Origin of the sequence: Carbonatibacter coralli (assembly GCF_039592655.1) — a bacterium.
Classification (GTDB): Bacteria; Pseudomonadota; Alphaproteobacteria; order Kiloniellales; family Kiloniellaceae; genus Carbonatibacter; species Carbonatibacter coralli.
Genome location: NZ_JBBUTJ010000001.1, coordinates 972,480 through 992,568, shown reverse-complemented (window position 1 = coordinate 992,568; position 20,089 = coordinate 972,480). Strand labels below are relative to the sequence as shown.

Genomic DNA, 20,089 nt, shown 5'->3' with positions numbered 1-20,089 from the left:
TAGCCTTTTTTATGGGCGAAACAATGGCATAGTTTCAATGCGTCGCAAAGTGGCATCCCTGTTTTGTCATTTAATTTGCCGACTAATCAATGGACGAAAAAGGGCTGGATCAGTATTCTGTTGCCCCGAATGCAATAAAGATCGAATTTTGTGACTTTCTGAAAAGGATTCCGCAATCTTTGGTCCGGCATAATTCGTCCGTTGCTGTCCTTAAATAACGAGTAGACACAGGATCTTTTGCGATCATGGTTATTGATTGTCCCGATTGTGGTTCACAGTTTCGCCTGGACCCGAAGCTGCTGGAGCCCAAAGGTCGTAAGTTACGCTGCAGCGAATGTCAGGCTGTCTGGTTTCAGGACCCCGTTCAGGACCCGGTTGAGGATCAGCCTGTTGAGGAAGAAGCGCCTGACTGGGCAGAAGACATGGGGATGCCTGCCGGGGACTATGATGCGCAAGACGGGGATGCTGAAGGGGAACAGTCCGGGGCTGAAACCGAACACGAACCCGGCAGGGATCGCCCTCCGCTGGATTCTGCTCCGCCACTGGATGACTTTGTCGAGCCTGAAGAGCTCGAAACCCGTAAAAGAAAGAAGCCAAAGCCCGCTGCAAAGGGCAAGGCAGCAAAGCAGACCGGGAAACGGGGCGGTGCTGCTCTGGCCTGGGTGCTGTTGCTGTTGATCATCGGAGGAACCGGGGCAGGTTTGTGGTACGGCCGCAAGGAAATTGTGACCTTCTATCCCAAGGCCATGAAGCTTTATGATCTGGCGGGAATCCCTGTTTTCCCGGTGGGTGAAGGCCTTGATCTGGTCAATATGAAGACGGAGCGGGGTCGTGGTGACAATGGCGAAAGCCTGATTGTGATTTCCGGTCAGATCCAGAACATCACCGAACTGGATGTGATTATTCCCAAACTGCAGGCTTCCCTTCTGGATCGCGAGGGTGTCGCACTGACACGCAAAACCCTGCAAATGGAACCGGCCCATCTGGAGCCGGGGCAGTTCCAGAACTTCACAATCTCGCTGACATCGACTGAAGGCGCTTCAAATGTCGTTACAATTTTTGTCAGTGACGAGCAGTCCCTGAAGGAACCGGATTTTGAGCCAACATCCTGATCAGGAATGATAAAATTTGTGATTTGAACGCAGATACAGCCCCGGAGGACAGGACAGATCCACCGGGGCTTTTGCTTTTTGCTTCCGTCGTCCCCATATGTGGTTAATAATATCTTAACTATTGGGATGGGTCGGGAGTCGCTTGAATGGCGCGTATTCTGATTGCTGAAGACGATGAAGTTCAAAGAACACTGCTGCACAAGGTGCTTCATGCCAGGGGGCATGAGGTCGTAGCCGTTGTGGACGGGACCGAGGCTCTTGGAGCCCTGCAGGGCTGTGGATATGACCTTCTGATCACGGACATTGTCATGCCCGGGCTTGATGGTATCGGTCTTGCCTTGAGAGTGGCCCGGGACTGTCCTGCCGTTCCGATTATCCTGATGACGGGCTATCCGGATGAGCGTGATCGCGCCAGAAACCTTGATGATCTGGTCCACTCCGTCATTTGCAAGCCCTTTGAACTTGATGAAATGCTCGAAGCGGTTGATCAGGCTGTGCAGACCGGCAGTGTTTTTTCCTGAAACGGGTTGTCTTCAAGACAGTCAGTAGGTTGTTGTCTTTGTATTGCTGTTTCTGCCGTGAATGAGAATTCCGCTGGAAACGTCAGGAGTGGTTTGCTGAACGGGTTCACTGCTCCTGTTTGTGGGAACCTGTGATTGTGGCGCAGGGTATTCCCTTGGATAGGGCGCATCCCCTTCCGGTCTCTTAAGGTTGCCGACCTTTCCGCAGGCTGTCACACCGAAAAGAGCGATCAGGGACAGGATGAAGAGGCTCCGTGACGACAGTCCGGTGTGTTTCTGTCCTTTGTTCATTCCAAAAAGCCTCTTCTGTCTGTTCTGCCTGAATTCTGCTGTTACAGCAGACGTTTGCGTGCTGCTTCTGCTGCTGCTTTTACCATTGTTGGCGCTGTACCGCCATAGCTTGTGCGGCTCTGTGCAGAGGCTTCAACAGTCAGCACAGAGAAGATATCATCTGTGATCCGTGATTCAACCGATTGCATTTCTTCCAGTGAGAGATCTGCGATATCCAGTCCCTTGTCTTCGGCCATTTTGACCAGGGTGCCTGTGACATGGTGGGCATCGCGGAAGGGCAAGCCCAGAACGCGAACAAGCCAGTCAGCCAGGTCTGTTGCGGTCAGGAAGCCGGCGGAGGTTGCCGCCATCATGCGCTCGCGGTTGGACTTCATGTCCCGAACCATGCCGGCCATGGCGGTCACACAGAGAATCAGGGTGTCTGCGGCATCAAAGACCGGTTCCTTGTCTTCCTGCATGTCCTTGCCATAGGTCATGGGCAAGCCCTTCATGACGACCAGCAAGGTGTTGAGGGAGCCCATGACGCGCCCGACTTTGCCGCGGATCAGTTCGGCGGCGTCCGGGTTTTTCTTTTGCGGCATGATGGAGCTGCCGGTTGTGAAGGCATCGGACAGCTCGACAAAACGGAAACCCTCGGAGCACCAGATCACAAACTCTTCCGCCATGCGGGAGAGGTGCATGCCGAGAATGGAACCCAGAGACAGGAATTCCAGGGCAAAATCGCGATCGGAAACAGAATCCATCGAGTTTGCTGTCGGGCGGTCGAAGCCAAGGGCTTCTGCAGTGGCAAAACGGTCAATCGGGAAAGAGGTCCCCGCCAGGGCGGCAGCACCAAGCGGACATTCGTTCATGCGTGCACGGCAGTCACGCAGACGGCTGCGATCGCGGCCCAGCATTTCGGCATAGGCCAGCAGATGGTGGCCAAAGGTGACGGGCTGTGCGGCCTGAAGGTGTGTGTAGCCGGGCATGATGGCGTCATGGTTTTCTTCGGCCTGATCAATCAGGGCTTCGAGCAGCAGGCCCAGCTGCTTGTCGAGCTCGTCTGCTGCTCCGCGAACCCAGAGGCGGAAATCAACGGCAACCTGATCGTTTCTGGAACGCGCTGTGTGCAACCGGCCTGCTGCGTCACCGATAAGATCGCGCAGGCGGGACTCCACGTTCATGTGGATATCTTCCAGCGCAGCCGAGAACTCAAAGTGGCCTTCAGCAATTTCTCGCAGAATTGTGTCTAGACCTTTTTGAATGGATTCCCCATCTTCAGCAGAGATAATGCCCTGTTTTACAAGCATTGCGCAGTGAGCTTTCGAACCAGCAATGTCTTCGCGATAGAGGCGTTTGTCAAAATCGATGGAGGCATTGATCTTCTCCATCACTTCTGACGGACCTACTGCAAAGCGTCCACCCCACATGGCATTGGAGGATTTTTTCGTCATGTCGCTCATCGCTTTTTCCACTTGTTCCCTGGCCCCGCGAAGGGCTGTTTCTTCTGTTGTATCCCGTCTTGCCGCAAAAGCCGTTGTGACTGCAGGGCTTGTTCTGTCCGCCTTTTCAGTGCAGGGCGCATCGGCCCAGTCTGTGCCTCTGGAAGGTCAACTGGTGCAGAACTATACGGTGATCGATCAGCTGGTTCCAGCTCCTCAGGCGTCCTTTCTAGACGAAAATGGACAGCCAGTTCAACTCAAGGATTTTGAAGGGCAGGTGACGCTCCTCAATTTCTGGGCAACCTGGTGTGCACCCTGTGTCAAGGAAATGCCGTCACTCGATCGCCTGCAGGAAAAAGCGGGCAAGGACAAGCTGCGTGTTGTGACTGTTTCCGTGGACCGGGGGGATCTGAGTGTCCCGAGGGAATTCTTTCAGAAACTGAGCCTGAATCACCTGGATGTCTACAAGGATGACAACAACCAGCTGGCAGGGGCCTTCAAGCTTCAGGTTATGCCCTCGACTTTCCTGATCAACAAGGCCGGCAATGTTGTTGGCGCTCTGTTCGGCCCCTTTGAATGGGACCGTCCGGAGGTTCTCAAACTGGTTGAATACTACGATTCGCTCTAGAGGTCAGTCAGCAGGGCGGGCTGTGGCGTCTGCCTATCGCGTTGGAACGGGTGGATCCTCGCGATAATCGTAGAAGCCACGCTCGCTCTTCTTGCCGAGCCATCCTGCTTCGACATACTTCACCAGAAGCGGGCAGGGGCGGTATTTGCTGTCTGCCAGACCGTCATAGAGCACTGTCATGATGGACAGGCAGGTGTCCAGACCGATGAAATCGGCCAGTTCAAGTGGCCCCATCGGATGGTTTGCGCCCAGCTTCATGGCTGTATCAATGGACTGAACGGTTCCCACACCTTCATAGAGTGTATAGATCGCTTCATTGATCATGGGCATAAGAACACGGTTGACGATAAAGGCCGGAAAGTCCTCGGAAGAGGCATGGGTTTTGCCCAGCTTTTCTGTCAGCGCCTGAACCAGACTATAGGTCTCCGGCGAAGTGGCGATACCGCGGATGAGTTCGACCAGTTGCATGACAGGAACGGGATTCATGAAGTGCATGCCCATGAAGCGTTCGGGGCGATCCGTTACCGCTGCCAGACGTGTGATGGAAATCGACGAGGTGTTCGTCGCCAGCAGGGTATCCGGCTTGAGAATCGGACAGATGCTCTTGAGGATCTCCTTCTTGATGGCTTCGTCCTCGGTTGCTGCCTCGATCACGAGGTCTGTCGGTGCAAGAGCCTGATTGTCACTGGAGGTCTTGAGACGTTCCAGGGCGCTTTCCATCTCGTCCTTGGTGATCCGGTCCTTGCTGACCTGCCGGGTCATGTTGTTCCGGATGCTGTCGCGAGCCCTGTCCAGCTGCTCCTGATTGATATCAACCAGCACCACATCATAGCCGGCCAGGGCAAAGACATGGGCAATGCCGTTGCCCATCTGTCCTGCACCAATAACGCCAATGGTCGAAATCTGCTCAATTGATGTGATCGTCATGTCGGGACCCTCTGTTTTCAAACTGCTATCCTTGCAGATGAACTTCCTGTTTGGCTGTAGTTTAAACAGAGGCTTTGTATGAGCGCAAAAAAAAACGGAGCTGAAACAAGTCAGCCCCGTTTTTCCTGGTGCCTTGTACAGGCGTAACTTAGCCCAGCTCGGCTTCCAGAGCAGGTACAGCGTCGAAGAGGTCTGCGACCAGACCGTAGTCTGCAACCTGGAAGATCGGAGCATCTTCGTCCTTGTTGATTGCAACGATGTACTTGGAGTCTTTCATGCCTGCAAGGTGCTGGATCGCGCCGGAGATACCAACGGCGATGTAAAGATCCGGAGCAACAACCTTGCCGGTCTGACCGACCTGGTAGTCGTTTGGAACGTAACCGGCATCAACAGCAGCACGGGATGCGCCAACAGCTGCACCCAGCTTGTCAGCAACCTTCTCGAGCATGGCAAAGTTGTCACCGCTCTGCATGCCGCGACCACCGGAAATCACGATGCCGGCAGAAGTCAGTTCAGGACGATCGGACTTTGTCAGTTCGGCAGAAACGAAGCTGGACAGGCCTGCATCACCCGTTGCGTCAGCGGCTTCAACAGCAGCGGAACCACCTTCGGCAGCAACAGCTTCGAAAGCTGTGGAGCGCACTGTGATCAGCTTGATGGAGTCAGAGGACTGAACGGTTGCCAGAGCGTTGCCGGCATAGATCGGACGCACAAAGGTGTCCGCAGATTCGACACCGGCAATGTCGGAGATTTGCTGAACATCCAGCAGTGCAGCGGCACGTGGCAGGATGTTCTTGCCGTTTGTTGTCGCAGAAGCCAGAACGTGGCTGTAACCGGAAGCGAGCTTCGCGATCAGCGGAGCAACGTTTTCAGCCAGCTGGTTTTCGTATTCGGCAGAATCAGCGTTCAGGACCTTGGAAACACCGGCAACCTTGGCAGCCTGTTCGGCAACAGCACCACAGCCGGCACCAGCAACCAGGATGTGTACGTCGCCGCCAATGGCGTTTGCAGCAGCAACAGTGTTCAGTGTTGAACCTTTCAGTTCAGCATTGTCGTGTTCGGCAATCACAAGAATGGACATGATCAGATCACCTTTGCTTCGTTTTTCAGTTTGTCGACGAGTTCAGCGACGTTTGCAACCTTGACACCGGCAGCACGTGCAGCAGGCTCTTCAACCTTCAGAACCTTCAGGCGGGGAGCAACATCGACACCCAGATCAGCTGCGCTCATGGCATCAATCGGCTTTTTCTTGGCTTTCATGATGTTTGGCAGGGACGCAAAGCGCGGCTCGTTCAGGCGCAGGTCAACGGTCAGGATGGCAGGCATCTTGATGTCAACCTTCTGCAGGCCGCCGTCAACTTCACGGGTTACCTTGACTGTGTCGCCAGCCAGTTCCATTTCGGAAATGAATGTACCCTGGGACCAGCCGAGCAGTGCGGACAGCATCTGACCGGTCTGGTTGTTGTCGCCGTCGATTGCCTGTTTACCCAGAACAACCAGACCGGCTTCTTCTTTCTCGACAACAGCTTTCAGCAGCTTGGCAACTGCCAGTGGCTCCAGATCGTCATCAGTCTGAACGTGAACGCCACGATCAGCACCCATTGCCAGACCTGCGCGCAGTGTTTCCTGTGCAGACTGGTTGCCAACGGAAACCAGAACAACTTCTGTTGCTGTTCCTGCTTCCTTCATGCGCACGGCCTGTTCCACGGCGATTTCGCAGAACGGGTTCATGGCCATTTTGACGTTTGTCAGTTCAACGCCGCTCTGGTCAGCTTTAACGCGGACCTGAACGTTTGCGTCGATGACTCGTTTAATCGGGACGAGAACTTTCATCGAGAGGGATCCTTGCTATTTTTTCGTTCGCAGAACACCTGGCTAAAAAGTGCCCTGCAAGCCTCCAATTCGCGGAAACCATAGGCGGCGTAAAAGAGGCTGTCAATCATCTCGGATCACAGCATGGAAAATGATCTCATTCGTGCTTTTTTGCGACTTCCTGAAGGAGAAGATTGACCGATTACGACCAATCCTCGTTTCGTGATCGGATTAGCTCTCGCATTAGCGGTTCTTGCCCGGAACCCACAGCACGTCCTTGCGGCCGTTTTCATTGGCGGCGCGCGACAGAACGAAGAGCAGATCGGAGAGCCTGTTCAGATAGCGCAGGGCCTGCTGGTTGATCTCGTCGCGGTCGGACAGGGCCGAAACAAGGCGCTCTGCACGGCGGGTGACAGTGCGGGCCTGGTGGAGGTAGGCCGCTGCAGGGCTGCCGCCCGGAAGAATGAAGGAATTCAGGGGTTCCAGCTTTTCATTGTAGACGTCAATGAAGCCTTCAAGAGCGTCGACCTGGGGGGCTGTAACCCGCAGGGGCGGGTATTCCGGATTCTCGATTTCAGGCGTGCAGAGATCAGCCCCGAGATCAAAGAGATCATTCTGGACCCGGCTCAGAACAGCATCCATTTCCCGGAGGCTGGAATCACCGGAGTCTCCTGTATGAAGGCGCACGATTCCGAGGATCGCGTTGGCTTCATCGACAGAGCCATAGGCGTCCACACGCAGGTCGTGTTTGGCAACGCGCTGGCCGCTTCCCAGAGAGGTCTTTCCCTTGTCTCCGCCGCGCGTATAGATTCTGGTCAGCTGAACCATGCTGTTCTCCACGTTATGAAGGGGTGTTGTGCCTAGTCTGCGCCAGCCTGCTTGAGCCAGAGGCTGATCGCGATCACGGCAAGGGCTCCGGCCTGCGCAATCACCCGATAGCGCATCATGATGTTTGATTTTTCATGATTGCCGCGGGCCATGGAAATCAGACCACCGAAGAGCACGAACACAACAACGCCCAGAGAGAGGAAAATCAAGATATTCAGAATAATATCCATGAAATCTGTCCTTTTGTATCAGGTTGTTACTGGTGGCTTGCTTCGTGATCCTTGCACTTTACGCCTCTGCTTCCAACCGGATTAGTGGCCGTGACAAAAAAAACTGGCGCACCACTTTTGTTAAACTGGCTCGGCCGGAATGCGTGACAGACCCTGAACCAGCTCGGTGTAGCCTGTCTCATCCGGGGAGAGGACGCCATGTCTGATCATGAAGTGCAGAAGCACCAGGGCGACATTGTATTTGAAGTCTTCTGTTTCGCGAAGGTTTTCAAGAACATCTTCAGCAGACCAAAGCTCGAAACCTGCAACCTCGCCGTCTATATTGCGGGGAACAAAGCTCTCGGGAAGCTCCAGATCAAAGCAGAAGATGTGATCATCCCTCAGTCCGTCCTCGCGCTCGCAGCGATAGCTGAGCATGCCGCAGGGAATCGCCTTCCCTGCCAGTTCCCGCGAAATGTCGGCCTCTTCTTCCGCTTCCTTGATGAGGTTTTCCTGCAGACTCAGTCCATAGGGCTGTCCGCCTGCAACGATGTGATCCAGCTTGCCCGGAGCGGAGAGCTTGTCCTCCGCGCGTCTGCCGACCCAGAGCAGCAATTCGTTCCCCCTGCGCACAAAGCCGTTCATGTGGACGCCATAGCCCCGGATGCCGAAAATTCCTGCGGCTCCGCGATCAAGGGTCATGAGTGCAGGGGCATCCCACTGTTGCCGCACGGCAAAGGGTTCGTTGCGCAGAGCGGGAATTTTCTCCTGCCGGGCCAGTTCTGTCAGAAGGCCCTGAACGGTGCTCGTCCGGCTTTCGAATGTGTCGAGCGCCGGTGCGAGCTGCAGGCCCTCGCCGTGGCTCACAAAGAGCTCGGGGTACTGGAGCAGGGTTTCGGAAAAATCGTGTTTGAGCCAGCCCTGTCGCGTGTTCCCGATATACCAGGGGGAATAGTCGCCGGGGACCCAGTGGTTACAAATGTCTATGTGCTTAAGGAGTGTCATGGCAGGACGCTACAACAACGGCAAGCCGGATGCCAAGGATGCTTTTTCTCCGGAACAAAGAAAAACCTGCCTGTGGTGAAACAGGCAGGCTGATCATCAAACTCACATGAAAGACAAGCTCTGGCCGAGCTTGCGACAGTTACTGGTTCCCGATGATGTCGAAGTTGATTTCAACAGTATTGGAAACAACAGCCGTGGAGGCCCATTCGCCAATCCCGACGCCATAGTCGAGACGTTCAAGGGTTGTTGAACCGCTGGCTTTCAGAACGCCGTTTTCAACCGAGGCGGTAAAGGGCAGCTCCAGCGGGTTGCTTGTGCCGCGCAGGTTCAGCGTGCCTTTGGCAACAAACTGGTCGTCGCCGGTTTTTTCAAAGCTGCTGGCTTCAAAGGTCGCTTCCGGGTGGCTGTCGCTGTCAAAGAAGGAGCCGGAACGGATCGTGCCATCGCGGGAGTTGTCCTCGGTGTTGACAGAGCCTGTCTGGATCACAACGCGAATGCTGCTGCTGTCCAGCTGGTCCGGGTGGAACTTGATCTCGCTTGAGAACTCTTCAAATTTTCCTGGCACCGGTGCACCGCTTTGCTCGGCTGTAAAGCCGACAGAGCTGTCATCTGTCAGGGTCCAGAGGGGGGCAGCCTGTGCATGTGAACGGCCGATAAAGGCAATGGCCAGAATGATAAAGAGAACTGAGGCCAGAAGTCTCAACGTCATTTTCATAGAGCTTGTTTCCATCTTGTGGTGCTCCTTTCTGTTTGCGTGTTGTCCAACGATTTGGCGAAGGATTACTCGTCACGCCCGTTTTGGGGGGCGCGGTGAGGCAACATTCTGAGGAGCACATCATCTTTGTCGATAAAATGGTGCTTGAGGGCCGCAGCAGCATGAGCCGCAATAACGAACACTAAAGCCCAACCAACATAGAAGTGGGTTGCTCCCAGAATTTCTGCAAGCCCTTTGTCCGGGGCCATCAGTGCAGGAAGGGGGGAAATGTTGAAAAATACGATGGGATAGCCTGTCGCCCAGGAATGCACGATGCCGACTGCAGGTTGCACAATGAACATCAGATAGAGCGCCAGATGGGCCGTGTGGGCTGCAAGCTTTTCATGGGCAGGCTGATCGGCCGGAAGCGGAGGAGGCGGGGAAACAAAACGCCAGACAATGCGCAGAATTCCGAGGAAAAGTGCGATAATGCCAAGTGATTTGTGCAGGTTGACGTAATAGATAATCTCACTGATTTCGCTCAGTGTTCCCATCCAGAAACCCATGGCAATCAGGGTGATGATGAGAAGCGCCATGGACCAGTGCAGCGCGCGAGCGACGCTTCCGTAGCGTGTGGCTGTGTTCTTCAGTGACATAACTTCACTCCCGCTTCAACAGTTCGTGATGGCCCTTTTCAAGATGGGATCGGGCATTCGTTTTTCGAGTCTGATGCTAAACTAAGATGGAATTTCTGTCGGGTGTAGGGGGCGAATAAAAGAAAAACTGTTTCTGTTCGGGAAACAATTTGTCTGCCGGACGACGCTTTGGGACATCAGAGTAAACGTTCCAGAGGAAAGCCTTCAAAGCTTTTGCTCTGGTTCAGGACAACATGACTGCTGACTTTCAGGACGCCGACATCGGAATCAAGCAGTCGGTCATTGATGTGGTTGTAGCTGTTCATGTCTGCGGCAACGATCCGCAGGAAAAAGTCAAAGGACCCGCTGACCATGTAGCACTCGAGGACCTCCGGGATGGAATTGGCGTGCTTCTGAAAGGCGATGAAGGCTTCCTTGGTGTGGTCTTTGAGTACGACGGTTGCGAGTACAGTGACGCTTCGGCAGAGAGAATCAAGGTTGATGGACGCGAGATAGGGGCCAAGCAGGCCGGCATCTTCCAGCCGTCGCGTTCTTTTCAGGCAGGAGCTGGGTGACAGGCCGACCTCTTCGGACAGTTGCTGATTGCTGATTCGTGCATTGCTCTGAAGGATTGACAGAATCTTTCTGTCAATGCGGTCCAGCTTCTGTTCATCGTTCATGTGCATGTCCTTGGTGCGAAGATATTATTTATTTTTATCAATTATTTATCTTGATTTTTCTTTTGAAGAGGCGCTGTTTTCAATGTTTTCCTGTGATGCAGAATATTTCATGGTGCTTTAATTCTAGGCAGATTATGCGCTTTTTCATAGTGAATAAGAAAGCTCATTTCGAAGAATCTTCTGTATCCTTTTTCAGGAGAAATGACACAGGGCCGCTCGCGGGTGCGGGCTGGCCAAGACAGGAGTCTGTATATTATGTCCACCCCGACACCACCCTCTGTATTGCTTGGTCGCGAAGCCATGATGGCGACCTACAGCCCGCCAAATCTTGCCTTTGAAAGTGGCAGGGGTGTCTGGTTGCACGGCAATGACGGCAAGGACTATCTGGACTTCTATTCCGGGATTGCGGTGTCTGCTTTCGGGCACAACCATCCCTATCTTGTGAAGGCGCTGCAGGAGGCCTCTGAAAAGGTCTGGCACCTTTCGAACATGTTCCGCATTCCCCAGGCCGAACGTCTGGCAACCCGCCTGTGTGAGCAGTCCTTTGCGACCAAGGTTTTCTTTACCAACTCCGGCGCGGAATCAAACGAGTGCGGCCTGAAGGCCATTCGCAAGTACCAGGCTGTCAAAGCTGAAGCTGCCGGACACAACTGTGTCAAAAACCGGATCATCGGCTTCAGCAGTGCATTCCACGGCCGGACAATCGCGACGGTCGGAGCGGGCGGCAATCCGGCGCACATGAAGGGCTTCCTGATGGAAGACGAGGGCTTTGATCAGGTGCCTTACGGTGATCTGGCTGCTCTGGAAGCCGCGATTACGGAGCAGACTGCAGGTGTGATTCTGGAACCTGTCCAGGGTGAAGGCGGTATCCGTCCGGCTGATGAAGCCTTCTTCAGGGGTGTGCGCCGTCTTTGCGATGAGCACGATATCCTGATGATGGTGGATGAAGTTCAGTGCGGGATGGGTCGCACAGGCAAGCTCTTTGCCCATCAGTGGTATGGTGTGGAACCTGATATCATGTCCCTGGCAAAGGGTATCGGCGGTGGTTTCCCCCTGGGAGCCTGTCTTGCCAACGACAAGGCTGCTGCGGCCATGGTTTTTGGAACACACGGAAGCACCTATGGTGGAAACCCGCTGGCAACTGCGATCGGCAATGCCGTTCTGGACCTGCTGAGCGAAGAGGGCTTCCTCGAATCCGTTCAGTCCCGGGCGGCCTATCTGCAGGAGAAACTGGCTGGTCTGATTGCCCGCTATCCGAATGTTTATGATTCCGTTTCCGGCAAGGGGCTGATGCTTGGTTTCAAGTGTGTTGTTCCGAACGGGGATGTGCTGGTCAGTCTGCGCGATGATCACCAGATGCTGGTTGCAAAATCGGGTGACAACCAGGTGCGCATGCTGCCGCCACTGAATGTCACAGAAGCTGAAATCGATACGGCGATCGATCGTCTTGCGGCTGCGGCTGAAACGCTGCTGGCCCGCGCGGAGGGCTGAGGTCCATGGTTTTGTCTCTTTCAGACAGGGAGCAGGCACTGATTGCATCGGTGCAGGCTGTTCAGGACCGGATGGAGCAGGAGTTGATAGATCTCTGTGATCTCAACTCCGGCAGCACGCATCTGGAGGGGATCAGGAGCGTGCAGCAAAGACTTGTTGCGCTTGCAGCTCCCCTGGGGGCCGAGGTCGAGTTTGTGCCCCTGCCTGAGCGTGAAGATGTTGCTGCGGACGGGTCTGTCCGGCGTTCGCAGGTGGCTCCCCTGCTGAAACTGACAAAACACCGTGAAGCCAATCGCAAGATTCTGTTCAGTGGTCATTGTGACACGGTCTTTCCAAAGGATCACCATTTCCAGAGCTGCTGTCGTGACGGAGAGCTGATCCGTGGTCCCGGGACTGCGGATATGAAGGGAGGCCTGCTGGTGATGCTCCATGCGCTGATGGCCTTCGAGAAAAGCGATCAGGCGGGTGCTCTTGGGTGGGAAATCCTGATCAATCCGGATGAGGAAGTCGGTTCGCTGTCTTCTGCTGCGGAACTGGCTGCTGCCGCTCGGCGGGCTGATCTGGGAATGGTTTTTGAACCGGCCCTTGAAGACGGGACAATGGCCGGTGCGCGCAAGGGCAGCGGCAATTTTACCCTGATCGTGCGCGGACGCTCTGCCCATGCCGGACGCGAGTTCCAGGCGGGGCGCAATGCTGTGACGGCTCTGGCCCGTGTCATGAGCCGTCTGGATCAGTTGAACGGACAACGCGACGGGGTGACCATCAACGTTGCAGGCCTGTCCGGTGGTGCGCCGAACAATGTCGTTCCGGATTTTGCGCTCTGTCGCTTTAACATTCGCGTTCCCTCTCCGGATGATCAGCTCTGGACGGAAGCGTCGCTGCAAAGGCTTCTGGAGGAAGCCGGCCAGCAGGAGAAGGATGGCATTTCCCTTGAGCTGCATGGGGGCTTCGGGCGTCAGGCCAAGCCCATGACACCGGAACTCGAGAGCTTTTTTGAAAGCCTGAGATCCTGTGGTGAAAGTCTGGAACAGTCCGTGAGCTGGCGCGCCACAGGGGGCTGCTGTGACGGAAACAATCTTGCGGCTGCCGGACTTGTGAACATCGACACCCTGGGAGTGCGCGGGGCTAACCTGCATTCCGATCAGGAGTATATGATTGCGTCGTCCCTGAGCGAACGGGCTGCCCTGAGTGCCCTGCTGTTGCACAGATTGGCCTCTGGCCGGGTTCCCTTTCCCGGGCGCAATGATCAATAAAGTATTCAATCGACAACATTTTGTGAAAGTGAGGCTTTGATATGCTGGTACTGAGACCCGCCCGCTTGAGCGATCTGGGCGATTTGATGGAGATTTCCCGCGCTGTGGGTACCGGCATGACCTCCATGCCGGCCAATGAAGGCGCATGGGTTGAAAAGCTGACCCGTTCTGTTGAGTCTTTCGGCAAGGATGCTGTCGAGGGACCGGGGGGCGAAGTCTACTTTCTGGTGCTGGAAGACACAGAGAAACAGAAAGCCATCGGGACGACGGCAATCTATGCCGGTGTCGGGCTGCAAACCCCCTTTTACTCCTACAAGCTGTCCACGCTGACAACGGCTTCCACCGTTTTGCAGAAAACCAAGCACACCCGTATTCTGTCTCTGGTCAACGACTACACCGGGACGACGGAAATCGGATCGCTCTATCTTTCGCCGGACTATCGCAAGCCTGGCGTTGGACAGTTTCTCTCCAGAAGCCGCTATCTGATGATGCGCGATTTTCCGGAGCGTTTCGGTGATCTGGTGATCGCGGAAATGCGCGGTTACCAGACGGATGAGGGGCGTTCTCCCTTCTGGGACAATCTGGGTGAAAAGTTTTTTGGCATTGCCTTTGAAAATGCGGACAAGATTTCCGCCGTTGAGGGCACCCAGTTTATTTCAGATCTCATGCCGAAGTATCCGATCTATATGGATCTGCTGCCGCAGGAGGCACAGGAGGTGATCGGCAAGCCCCACAAGTCTTCCAGCCCGGCCCTGAAGCTACTGGAAAAGGAAGGCTTTGCATGGCGGGGCTATGTGGATGTCTTCGATGGAGGCCCCTCTGTTGAATGCCACCGTTCTTCGATCCGGACAATCCAGCATTCCAGGGATGGTCTGGTGCGTGATTTCAGGGAGCTGGAACCGGCCGAAGATGCTTCCAACCTCTATATCGTGACCAACCGGAAGCGCGAGGGCTACCGCCTTGCGCTGATTCCGATGGAGCTGAGCCGCGAGGATGACGGAAGCTGTTCTGTTCACATGAGCGCAGACTCTGCAAGGGGTCTCAAACTGGCAGAGGGTGATGCCGTCGCATTCTGTCCCTTCAAAATTCGATAAGCCGGTCTGCGAGAGACCCAAAGGAGTGAATGACATGTCTGGACGTCTTTATATCAACGGAGTCTGGCAAAAGGGACAGGGCGCCACCATGGACTCTGTCAGCCCCCTGACAAACGATCCGGTCTGGTCAGGCTGCACAGCCTCTGCCGATGATGTCGATCAGGCCATGAAGGCCGCGCGTGCCGCTTTCAAACCCTGGGCTCGCCGTACATTGCAGGAGCGCATCGCCATTGTGCAGCGCTATCGCGATATTCTGGAAGCCTGCAAGGAAGACATGGCGCGTACCATTGCGCTGGAGACCGGAAAGACCCTTTGGGAATCACGCACGGAAGTTGCTGCCATGATCGGCAAGGTTGCCCTGTCGATTGATTCCCACGACAAGCGCACAGGCGTAACTTCAAAGGACATGCCGGGCGGTGTCACGGCTGTTGTTTCCCACCGGCCCCATGGTGTTGTCGCTGTTTTTGGTCCCTACAACTTCCCGGGTCATTTGCCGAATGGCCATATCATTCCTGCCTTTCTGGCGGGCAACACAGTGGTTTACAAGCCAAGCGATCTGACTCCGCTGGTGGCCGAACGCATGACAAAGTTCTGGGAAGAGGCCGGTTTGCCCGAAGGCGTGCTGAATCTGGTGCCGGGTGGCCGCGAGACGGGGGTTGCCCTTGCCGGACACGAAGAACTAGACGGGTTGTTCTTTACCGGTTCTTCTGCAACGGGTGAGCTTTTGCACAAGCAGTTTGCAGGTCAGACCGGCAAGATTCTGGCGCTGGAAATGGGGGGGAACAATCCCCTGATCGTTCACGGTGTCAGGGATCTTCGTGCGGCGGCCTACAACACCATCCAGTCCGCGTTTGTGACAACCGGGCAGCGCTGCACCTGTGCGCGCCGCCTGATTCTGGTCGACGGGCCGGAAGCCGGGGCCTTTCTCAAAGAGCTGCAGGCCCAGATGGACGGTATTTCTGTTGGTCCTGATCCCGAAATGCTGCCTGGCGGGCTGGGTGAACCGCCTTTCATCGGACCGCTGGTTTCCAATTCTGCTGCCGATGCCATTTTGAAGGCGCAGTCCGATCTGGTGGAGAAGGGGGCTGTTGTGCTGCGTGAAGCGCGCCGTCTGGACAAGGACAAGCCATATCTGACACCGGGCCTGATTGATGTGTCCGCGGTGGAAAACCTGCCGGATGAAGAGCATTTCGGCCCCTTGTTGAAGGTGATCCGTGTTGCCGATCTTGATGCGGCAATTCGCGAGGCGAACAACACGCGCTATGGTCTGTCTGCGGGGCTGTTCAGTGATGACAGGGCCCTGTGGGATGATTTCCTGCTGGAGAGCACGGCCGGTATCGTCAACTGGAACCGCCCTCTGACCGGAGCATCCGGAGCAGCACCCTTCGGTGGAACAGGAGCAAGCGGCAATCACCGCCCGAGTGCCTTCTATGCGGCAGACTATGCGGCCTATCCCGTGGCAACCATGCAGGCGGATGCTCTTGTGGTGCCGGATGCGCTCGCACCGGGCCTGACTCTCCCTGACAACAAGGCCTGAGGAGACAGCAGATGCGTGTTTCAGAAACTGTGGAAGTCAATTTTGACGGACTTGTCGGACCAACGCACAATCATGCAGGTCTGTCACACGGCAATATTGCATCGGATCAGCACGGAGGCCAGCTTTCCAGTCCGCGGGCGGCAGCCCTGCAGGGGCTGGCCAAAATGAAGGCCCTGCATGATGCCGGGATGATTCAGGCTGTTCTGCCCCCGCAGGAACGCCCCTTTGTCCCCTTTCTGAGACAGCTTGGCTACAGCGGCATTGACCGCAGCATTGTTGAGAAGGTTGGCAGGGAAGCGCCAACCCTGCTGGCTGCGTCCGCTTCGGCTTCCCCGATGTGGACTGCCAATGCGGGGACAGTTTCGCCCTTTGCCGATACGGCTGATGGTCGCACGCACTTTTCTCCGGCAAACCTGACCTCCATGCTGCATCGTTCCCTGGAACATCCGGTTACCGGGCGCATTCTGCGTCGAATCTTTGCAGACGAGGAACGGTTCGCCCATCACGATGCGCTGCCTGCACAGGCTGCACTGGGTGATGAGGGAGCGGCCAATCACACGCGGTTCTGCGCCGATTATGATTCGGCCGGGGTCGAGCATTTCGTCTATGGTGTTGAAGCGCAGCGCAAAGGGGCTCCCGCTCCGCAGAACTTTCCTGCCAGACAGACGCTGGAGGCCAGTCGCGCCATTGCCCGCCGACACGGCCTGAGCGAGGAAAATACTGTTTTTACACAGCAAAATCCGGCGGTGATTGATCAGGGTGTCTTCCACAATGACGTGATTGCTGTCGGGAACCGGACCCTGTTGTTCTATCATCAGGATGCCTTTCTGGAGACTGCAACCATGAAAGCCGAGCTGGGGGCGAAGCTGGCCTGGCAGTGCGGTGCTGAAATGGTCTTTCTGGAGGTGCCACGCGATGCGGTTCCGGTTGCAGATGCGGTCAGGAGCTATCTTTTCAACAGCCAGCTGATTTCCCTGCCGGATTCTGCCGGACGCCATACACTGATTGCGCCACAGGACTGTGCGGAAAACCCTGCGGTAAAGGCCTATCTGGACGGATTGCTTCAGCAAAATGACTCTCCCTTGCAGGAGGTGCGCTATTTCGATCTGAGGCAATCAATGAACAATGGTGGTGGCCCGGCCTGTCTGCGTTTGCGTGTGGTATTGTCCGGTGCTGATCGGGAAGCCCTCGGGGCGCGGGTTCTTCTGGATGAAGATCTCTATACAACCCTGCAGGACTGGGTGATGCGCCACTACCGCGAGGACTTGAGTCCGGCAGATCTGGCTGATCCGGAACTGCTGGATGAAAGCCGCACGGCACTGGATGAACTGACCGGAATACTGGGGCTGGGATCGGTCTACGATTTCCAGAGAGAGGGCCTGCCCTCTTGAGTTGACGGGCAAGACTTCCTAAATCCGGGATAGAGCCGGACAAGGCTTTCGCGGAATTGGCTTTTCCGTTAGTCTTGGGTCGGATTGCTTTCAACAACTTCTGAGTGCTTGATCATCATGGACGTTCTTATTGGCCCGCTTTTCGCTGTTCTTCAGGTTGCCCTCAAGCTTTACAGCTGGGTGGTTATTATCGCGATCATTCTGAGCTGGCTCTATGCCTTCAATGTCGTGAACAGCTACAACAAGTTTGTCAGCATGATCGGCAACTTTGTCTTTGGCCTGACCGAGCCGGTTCTGGGGCGCATTCGCCGCGTTGTTCCGGCTGTTGGCGGCATTGATCTGTCTGCCATTGTGCTGTTGCTGGGGATCTTCTTCCTGCAGAATATTCTGGCACAGCTGCAGTTCAAGCTTCTGGGCGGGTTCTAGGACATGCCAGCTGCTCTCCTTGAAAGCGATGCGCTGCTGATTGTTGATGTCCAGAACGACTTTTGCGAGGGCGGTGCCCTGGCGGTGCCGGATGGCTCTGCTGTTGTCCCGGTCATCAACAGTCTTGTGGACCGTTTTTCGGCGGTTGTTCTGACCCAGGACTGGCATCCGGGCGGTCATTCTTCCTTTGCGTCCAGCCACAGTGGCAAGGCCCCGTTTGAAACTGTCGAACTGGATTATGGCACCCAGGTTCTCTGGCCGGATCATTGCGTGCAGGGGACGGCGGGCGCAGCCTTTCACGCGGATTTGCAAACGGATCCGGCGCAATTGACGGTCCGCAAGGGTTTCCGCAAGGGGATCGATTCCTACTCGGCCTTTTACGAAAATGACCAGAAGACCCCGACAGGGCTGTCCGGGGCCTTGAGGGAGCGCGGAATCAAACGGGTTTTCCTGACGGGACTGGCAACGGATTTCTGTGTTTTCTATTCCGCACTGGATGCGCGCAAGGAAGGTTTCGAGGTGGTGTTGCTGGAAGATGCCTGCCGGGCGATTGATCTGGACGGGTCGCTGGCTCGTGCGCTGGAGGCAATGAAGGAAGCGGGTGTCATCCTTTTGAAGAGTTCCGATCTGGCTTGATCAGAAAGGGAAATCATCTCTTCTAAAATTTGGATCAGGATTGGCTCTGTTGAGGGGCAATCTGCAGCCTTTCGTGTTGCATCCTTTCCACCATCCCCTATAGATAGCCAAAGACTGGTTTAGGGCCGTTTGACTGCTGTGGTCAGGCGGCGACTCCAAAGTAATGAGATTGATACGGGAGTTCACGACAGATGAGCGCGCAAATCATTGACGGCAAGGCTTTTGCTGCAAAACTTCGTGGCCGCATTTCAGAAGAAGTGGCAAAACTGAAAAACGATCACGGTATGACGCCTGGTCTGGCCGTGGTTCTGGTGGGCGAAGATCCTGCTTCCAAGGTCTATGTCAGCTCCAAGGGCAAGATGACCAAGGAAGTCGGCATGAACTCCTATGAGTACAAAATGCCTGCTGAAACAACCCAGGAAGAGCTGCTGGCCAAGGTTGAAGAGCTGAACAATGACGAGAACGTTCACGGCATCCTCGTTCAGCTGCCTGTACCGAAGCACATTGATGACCACGCGATCATCAACGCGATCTCTCCTGAAAAGGATGTTGACGGTTTCCACGTGATCAACTCCGGCCGTCTGGCGACCGGTGCAACCGGCGCCCAGGCTCCACTGGTTCCCTGTACGCCGCTGGGCAGCCTGATGCTGCTGAAGGATCACCTTGGTGACCTGTCCGGCCTGAACGCTGTTGTTGTGGGTCGTTCCAACATTGTCGGCAAGCCGATGTCCCAGCTTCTGCTGGGTGAGAGCTGTACTGTAACAACAGCGCACAGTCGTACAAAGGACCTTCCTGAGGTGGTTGGTCGTGCGGACATCGTTGTTGCTGCTGTTGGCCGTCCTGAAATGGTTAAGGGCGAGTGGATCAAGGAAGGCGCAACTGTTATCGACGTGGGCATCAACCGCATCGAACGCGATGGCAAGAACATCCTGGTGGGTGACGTTGACACAGCTTCTGCAATGGAGCGTGCCGGTGCAATCACACCTGTTCCGGGCGGTGTTGGTCCGATGACCATTGCCTGCCTGCTGGTGAACACACTGACAGCTGCGACACGCAAGCTCGGCCTGCCACAGCCGGATCTGCTGGGCAAGTAATCGCTCTGCGATATCCAGAAAAACAAAAAGCCCGGCTGGAATTCAGCCGGGCTTTTTGTTTGCCTATTTCGGCAGGGCCAGTTTGATCAGACCCTTGACCGGTTTGTTCGGATCAATCGGTTCGCCGTGGCGGAGAATGTGAACCCGTTCCGTACGCGCCAGAAACAGCGCCTGCTGTTTGACGGCGGGCAGGTACTTGCGCCATGCATCGCGGGGGTCGCCCTTTTTGGCCTTGGTGGCATAAAGGGCGCGGGCAATGTCATCCGGGCTTGGTGTGCCCGGGTTCTGTTTCAGGTGACTGAGGATGAAGAGGGCGACCGGATCGTCCTTCTTTTCCTTTTTGTCTTCGCTGTCGGTCATGTCATTTTCCTCTGAGCTTTGTCTTGGCTTAGACCACAAAGCTC

General features: G+C 55.5%; 23 protein-coding genes. 11 read left to right on the top strand and 12 right to left on the bottom strand.

Features of this window, described 5'->3' with window-relative positions; genetic code table 11:
• Positions 1-245: 245 nt before the first annotated feature.
• Positions 246-1,112, top strand: coding sequence for a zinc-ribbon domain-containing protein (locus AAAH10_RS04575; protein WP_343560979.1), 867 nt, complete (start codon positions 246-248; stop codon positions 1,110-1,112).
• Positions 1,113-1,258: 146 nt separating this feature from the next.
• Positions 1,259-1,633, top strand: coding sequence for a response regulator (locus AAAH10_RS04570; protein WP_343560977.1), 375 nt, complete (start codon positions 1,259-1,261; stop codon positions 1,631-1,633).
• Positions 1,634-1,654: 21 nt separating this feature from the next.
• Here AAAH10_RS04570 and AAAH10_RS04565 read toward each other — a convergent pair whose 3' ends face one another.
• Together AAAH10_RS04565 and argH are read right to left on the bottom strand one after the other, a co-directional pair.
• A complete protein-coding gene (locus AAAH10_RS04565; protein ID WP_343560975.1) occupies positions 1,655-1,924 on the bottom strand; it encodes a hypothetical protein in 270 nt (89 codons plus the stop codon).
• A gap of 41 nt (positions 1,925-1,965) precedes the next feature.
• A complete protein-coding gene (gene argH, locus AAAH10_RS04560) occupies positions 1,966-3,366 on the bottom strand; it encodes an argininosuccinate lyase (RefSeq protein ID WP_343560973.1) in 1,401 nt (466 codons plus the stop codon).
• Between argH and AAAH10_RS04555 the strand changes: the two genes are divergently transcribed.
• The gene (locus tag AAAH10_RS04555; protein WP_343560971.1) at positions 3,356-3,973 is read left to right on the top strand and encodes a TlpA disulfide reductase family protein; all 618 of its coding nucleotides are present in this window, start codon (positions 3,356-3,358) and stop codon (positions 3,971-3,973) included. The genes argH and AAAH10_RS04555 overlap by 11 nt on opposite strands.
• Before the next feature lie 33 nt (positions 3,974-4,006).
• Here the strand turns inward: AAAH10_RS04555 and AAAH10_RS04550 are convergent, their stop codons facing one another.
• From AAAH10_RS04550 to AAAH10_RS04510, 9 genes are all read right to left on the bottom strand, one after another.
• The gene (locus AAAH10_RS04550) at positions 4,007-4,900 is read right to left on the bottom strand and encodes a 3-hydroxybutyryl-CoA dehydrogenase (protein ID WP_343560969.1); all 894 of its coding nucleotides are present in this window, start codon (positions 4,898-4,900) and stop codon (positions 4,007-4,009) included.
• Between the two features lie 148 nt (positions 4,901-5,048).
• Positions 5,049-5,981 (bottom strand): electron transfer flavoprotein subunit alpha/FixB family protein, encoded by a 933-nt coding sequence (locus AAAH10_RS04545; RefSeq protein ID WP_343560967.1) that lies wholly within the window; start codon positions 5,979-5,981, stop codon positions 5,049-5,051.
• Between the two features lie 2 nt (positions 5,982-5,983).
• Positions 5,984-6,733 (bottom strand): electron transfer flavoprotein subunit beta/FixA family protein, encoded by a 750-nt coding sequence (locus tag AAAH10_RS04540; protein WP_343560966.1) that lies wholly within the window; start codon positions 6,731-6,733, stop codon positions 5,984-5,986.
• A 222-nt stretch (positions 6,734-6,955) separates the two neighbouring features.
• The gene (locus AAAH10_RS04535) at positions 6,956-7,540 is read right to left on the bottom strand and encodes a cob(I)yrinic acid a,c-diamide adenosyltransferase (RefSeq protein ID WP_343560965.1); all 585 of its coding nucleotides are present in this window, start codon (positions 7,538-7,540) and stop codon (positions 6,956-6,958) included.
• A 32-nt stretch (positions 7,541-7,572) separates the two neighbouring features.
• On the bottom strand, positions 7,573-7,770 hold the full coding sequence (locus tag AAAH10_RS04530) for a twin transmembrane helix small protein (protein WP_343560964.1): 198 nt from the start codon (positions 7,768-7,770) through the stop codon (positions 7,573-7,575).
• Positions 7,771-7,890: 120 nt separating this feature from the next.
• Positions 7,891-8,754, bottom strand: a complete 864-nt coding sequence (locus AAAH10_RS04525; RefSeq protein WP_343560963.1) for a DUF4743 domain-containing protein — start codon at positions 8,752-8,754, stop codon at positions 7,891-7,893.
• Between the two features lie 139 nt (positions 8,755-8,893).
• Positions 8,894-9,484, bottom strand: a complete 591-nt coding sequence (locus AAAH10_RS04520) for a YceI family protein (RefSeq protein WP_343560961.1) — start codon at positions 9,482-9,484, stop codon at positions 8,894-8,896.
• A 50-nt stretch (positions 9,485-9,534) separates the two neighbouring features.
• A complete protein-coding gene (locus AAAH10_RS04515; RefSeq protein WP_343560959.1) occupies positions 9,535-10,104 on the bottom strand; it encodes a cytochrome b in 570 nt (189 codons plus the stop codon).
• Positions 10,105-10,280: 176 nt separating this feature from the next.
• Positions 10,281-10,763, bottom strand: coding sequence for an Lrp/AsnC family transcriptional regulator (locus AAAH10_RS04510; RefSeq protein WP_343560957.1), 483 nt, complete (start codon positions 10,761-10,763; stop codon positions 10,281-10,283).
• A 255-nt stretch (positions 10,764-11,018) separates the two neighbouring features.
• On the opposite strand from AAAH10_RS04510, the gene AAAH10_RS04505 reads away from it, so the two are divergent.
• The 8 genes from AAAH10_RS04505 to folD all read left to right on the top strand — a co-directional run bounded on the left by AAAH10_RS04505 (position 11,019) and on the right by folD (position 19,685).
• Complete coding sequence (locus tag AAAH10_RS04505) at positions 11,019-12,254, top strand: aspartate aminotransferase family protein (RefSeq protein WP_343560955.1); 1,236 nt, start codon at positions 11,019-11,021, stop codon at positions 12,252-12,254.
• 5 nt (positions 12,255-12,259) lie between these two features.
• Complete coding sequence (locus AAAH10_RS04500; protein WP_343560953.1) at positions 12,260-13,507, top strand: hydrolase; 1,248 nt, start codon at positions 12,260-12,262, stop codon at positions 13,505-13,507.
• Positions 13,508-13,548: 41 nt separating this feature from the next.
• Entirely contained in the window at positions 13,549-14,601 is a 1,053-nt protein-coding gene (locus AAAH10_RS04495; RefSeq protein ID WP_343560951.1) for an arginine N-succinyltransferase, read from the top strand.
• Between the two features lie 34 nt (positions 14,602-14,635).
• Positions 14,636-16,138 (top strand): succinylglutamate-semialdehyde dehydrogenase, encoded by a 1,503-nt coding sequence (gene astD, locus AAAH10_RS04490; protein WP_343560949.1) that lies wholly within the window; start codon positions 14,636-14,638, stop codon positions 16,136-16,138.
• Positions 16,139-16,149: 11 nt separating this feature from the next.
• A complete protein-coding gene (astB, locus tag AAAH10_RS04485; RefSeq protein ID WP_343560947.1) occupies positions 16,150-17,529 on the top strand; it encodes an N-succinylarginine dihydrolase in 1,380 nt (459 codons plus the stop codon).
• 117 nt (positions 17,530-17,646) lie between these two features.
• A complete protein-coding gene (locus AAAH10_RS04480) occupies positions 17,647-17,955 on the top strand; it encodes a YggT family protein (protein WP_343560945.1) in 309 nt (102 codons plus the stop codon).
• A 3-nt stretch (positions 17,956-17,958) separates the two neighbouring features.
• Positions 17,959-18,591 carry a bifunctional nicotinamidase/pyrazinamidase gene (pncA, locus tag AAAH10_RS04475; RefSeq protein ID WP_343560943.1) on the top strand — a complete coding sequence of 211 codons (633 nt, stop codon included), beginning with the start codon at positions 17,959-17,961 and terminating at the stop codon, positions 18,589-18,591.
• A 191-nt stretch (positions 18,592-18,782) separates the two neighbouring features.
• Positions 18,783-19,685, top strand: a complete 903-nt coding sequence (gene folD, locus AAAH10_RS04470; protein ID WP_343560941.1) for a bifunctional methylenetetrahydrofolate dehydrogenase/methenyltetrahydrofolate cyclohydrolase FolD — start codon at positions 18,783-18,785, stop codon at positions 19,683-19,685.
• Positions 19,686-19,748: 63 nt separating this feature from the next.
• Here the strand turns inward: folD and AAAH10_RS04465 are convergent, their stop codons facing one another.
• The gene (locus AAAH10_RS04465; RefSeq protein ID WP_343560939.1) at positions 19,749-20,045 is read right to left on the bottom strand and encodes a DUF3253 domain-containing protein; all 297 of its coding nucleotides are present in this window, start codon (positions 20,043-20,045) and stop codon (positions 19,749-19,751) included.
• Positions 20,046-20,089 lie beyond the last annotated feature (44 nt).

What these genes read in the sequence shown, in the direction of transcription:
- AAAH10_RS04525 (WP_343560963.1), bottom strand. Translation starts at nt 8,754, where the DNA reads ATGACACTCCTTAAGCACATAGACATTTGTAACCACTGGGTCCCCGGC.
- AAAH10_RS04495 (WP_343560951.1), top strand. Translation starts at nt 13,549, where the DNA reads ATGCTGGTACTGAGACCCGCCCGCTTGAGCGATCTGGGCGATTTGATG.
- AAAH10_RS04535 (WP_343560965.1), bottom strand. Translation starts at nt 7,540, where the DNA reads ATGGTTCAGCTGACCAGAATCTATACGCGCGGCGGAGACAAGGGAAAG.
- AAAH10_RS04515 (WP_343560959.1), bottom strand. Translation starts at nt 10,104, where the DNA reads ATGTCACTGAAGAACACAGCCACACGCTACGGAAGCGTCGCTCGCGCG.
- pncA (WP_343560943.1), top strand. Translation starts at nt 17,959, where the DNA reads ATGCCAGCTGCTCTCCTTGAAAGCGATGCGCTGCTGATTGTTGATGTC.
- argH (WP_343560973.1), bottom strand. Translation starts at nt 3,366, where the DNA reads ATGAGCGACATGACGAAAAAATCCTCCAATGCCATGTGGGGTGGACGC.
- astD (WP_343560949.1), top strand. Translation starts at nt 14,636, where the DNA reads ATGTCTGGACGTCTTTATATCAACGGAGTCTGGCAAAAGGGACAGGGC.
- AAAH10_RS04530 (WP_343560964.1), bottom strand. Translation starts at nt 7,770, where the DNA reads ATGGATATTATTCTGAATATCTTGATTTTCCTCTCTCTGGGCGTTGTT.
- AAAH10_RS04480 (WP_343560945.1), top strand. Translation starts at nt 17,647, where the DNA reads ATGGACGTTCTTATTGGCCCGCTTTTCGCTGTTCTTCAGGTTGCCCTC.
- AAAH10_RS04465 (WP_343560939.1), bottom strand. Translation starts at nt 20,045, where the DNA reads ATGACCGACAGCGAAGACAAAAAGGAAAAGAAGGACGATCCGGTCGCC.
- AAAH10_RS04540 (WP_343560966.1), bottom strand. Translation starts at nt 6,733, where the DNA reads ATGAAAGTTCTCGTCCCGATTAAACGAGTCATCGACGCAAACGTTCAG.
- folD (WP_343560941.1), top strand. Translation starts at nt 18,783, where the DNA reads ATGAGCGCGCAAATCATTGACGGCAAGGCTTTTGCTGCAAAACTTCGT.
- AAAH10_RS04505 (WP_343560955.1), top strand. Translation starts at nt 11,019, where the DNA reads ATGTCCACCCCGACACCACCCTCTGTATTGCTTGGTCGCGAAGCCATG.
- AAAH10_RS04500 (WP_343560953.1), top strand. Translation starts at nt 12,260, where the DNA reads ATGGTTTTGTCTCTTTCAGACAGGGAGCAGGCACTGATTGCATCGGTG.
- AAAH10_RS04510 (WP_343560957.1), bottom strand. Translation starts at nt 10,763, where the DNA reads ATGAACGATGAACAGAAGCTGGACCGCATTGACAGAAAGATTCTGTCA.
- AAAH10_RS04570 (WP_343560977.1), top strand. Translation starts at nt 1,259, where the DNA reads ATGGCGCGTATTCTGATTGCTGAAGACGATGAAGTTCAAAGAACACTG.
- AAAH10_RS04520 (WP_343560961.1), bottom strand. Translation starts at nt 9,484, where the DNA reads ATGGAAACAAGCTCTATGAAAATGACGTTGAGACTTCTGGCCTCAGTT.
- AAAH10_RS04565 (WP_343560975.1), bottom strand. Translation starts at nt 1,924, where the DNA reads ATGAACAAAGGACAGAAACACACCGGACTGTCGTCACGGAGCCTCTTC.
- astB (WP_343560947.1), top strand. Translation starts at nt 16,150, where the DNA reads ATGCGTGTTTCAGAAACTGTGGAAGTCAATTTTGACGGACTTGTCGGA.
- AAAH10_RS04550 (WP_343560969.1), bottom strand. Translation starts at nt 4,900, where the DNA reads ATGACGATCACATCAATTGAGCAGATTTCGACCATTGGCGTTATTGGT.
- AAAH10_RS04545 (WP_343560967.1), bottom strand. Translation starts at nt 5,981, where the DNA reads ATGTCCATTCTTGTGATTGCCGAACACGACAATGCTGAACTGAAAGGT.
- AAAH10_RS04555 (WP_343560971.1), top strand. Translation starts at nt 3,356, where the DNA reads ATGTCGCTCATCGCTTTTTCCACTTGTTCCCTGGCCCCGCGAAGGGCT.
- AAAH10_RS04575 (WP_343560979.1), top strand. Translation starts at nt 246, where the DNA reads ATGGTTATTGATTGTCCCGATTGTGGTTCACAGTTTCGCCTGGACCCG.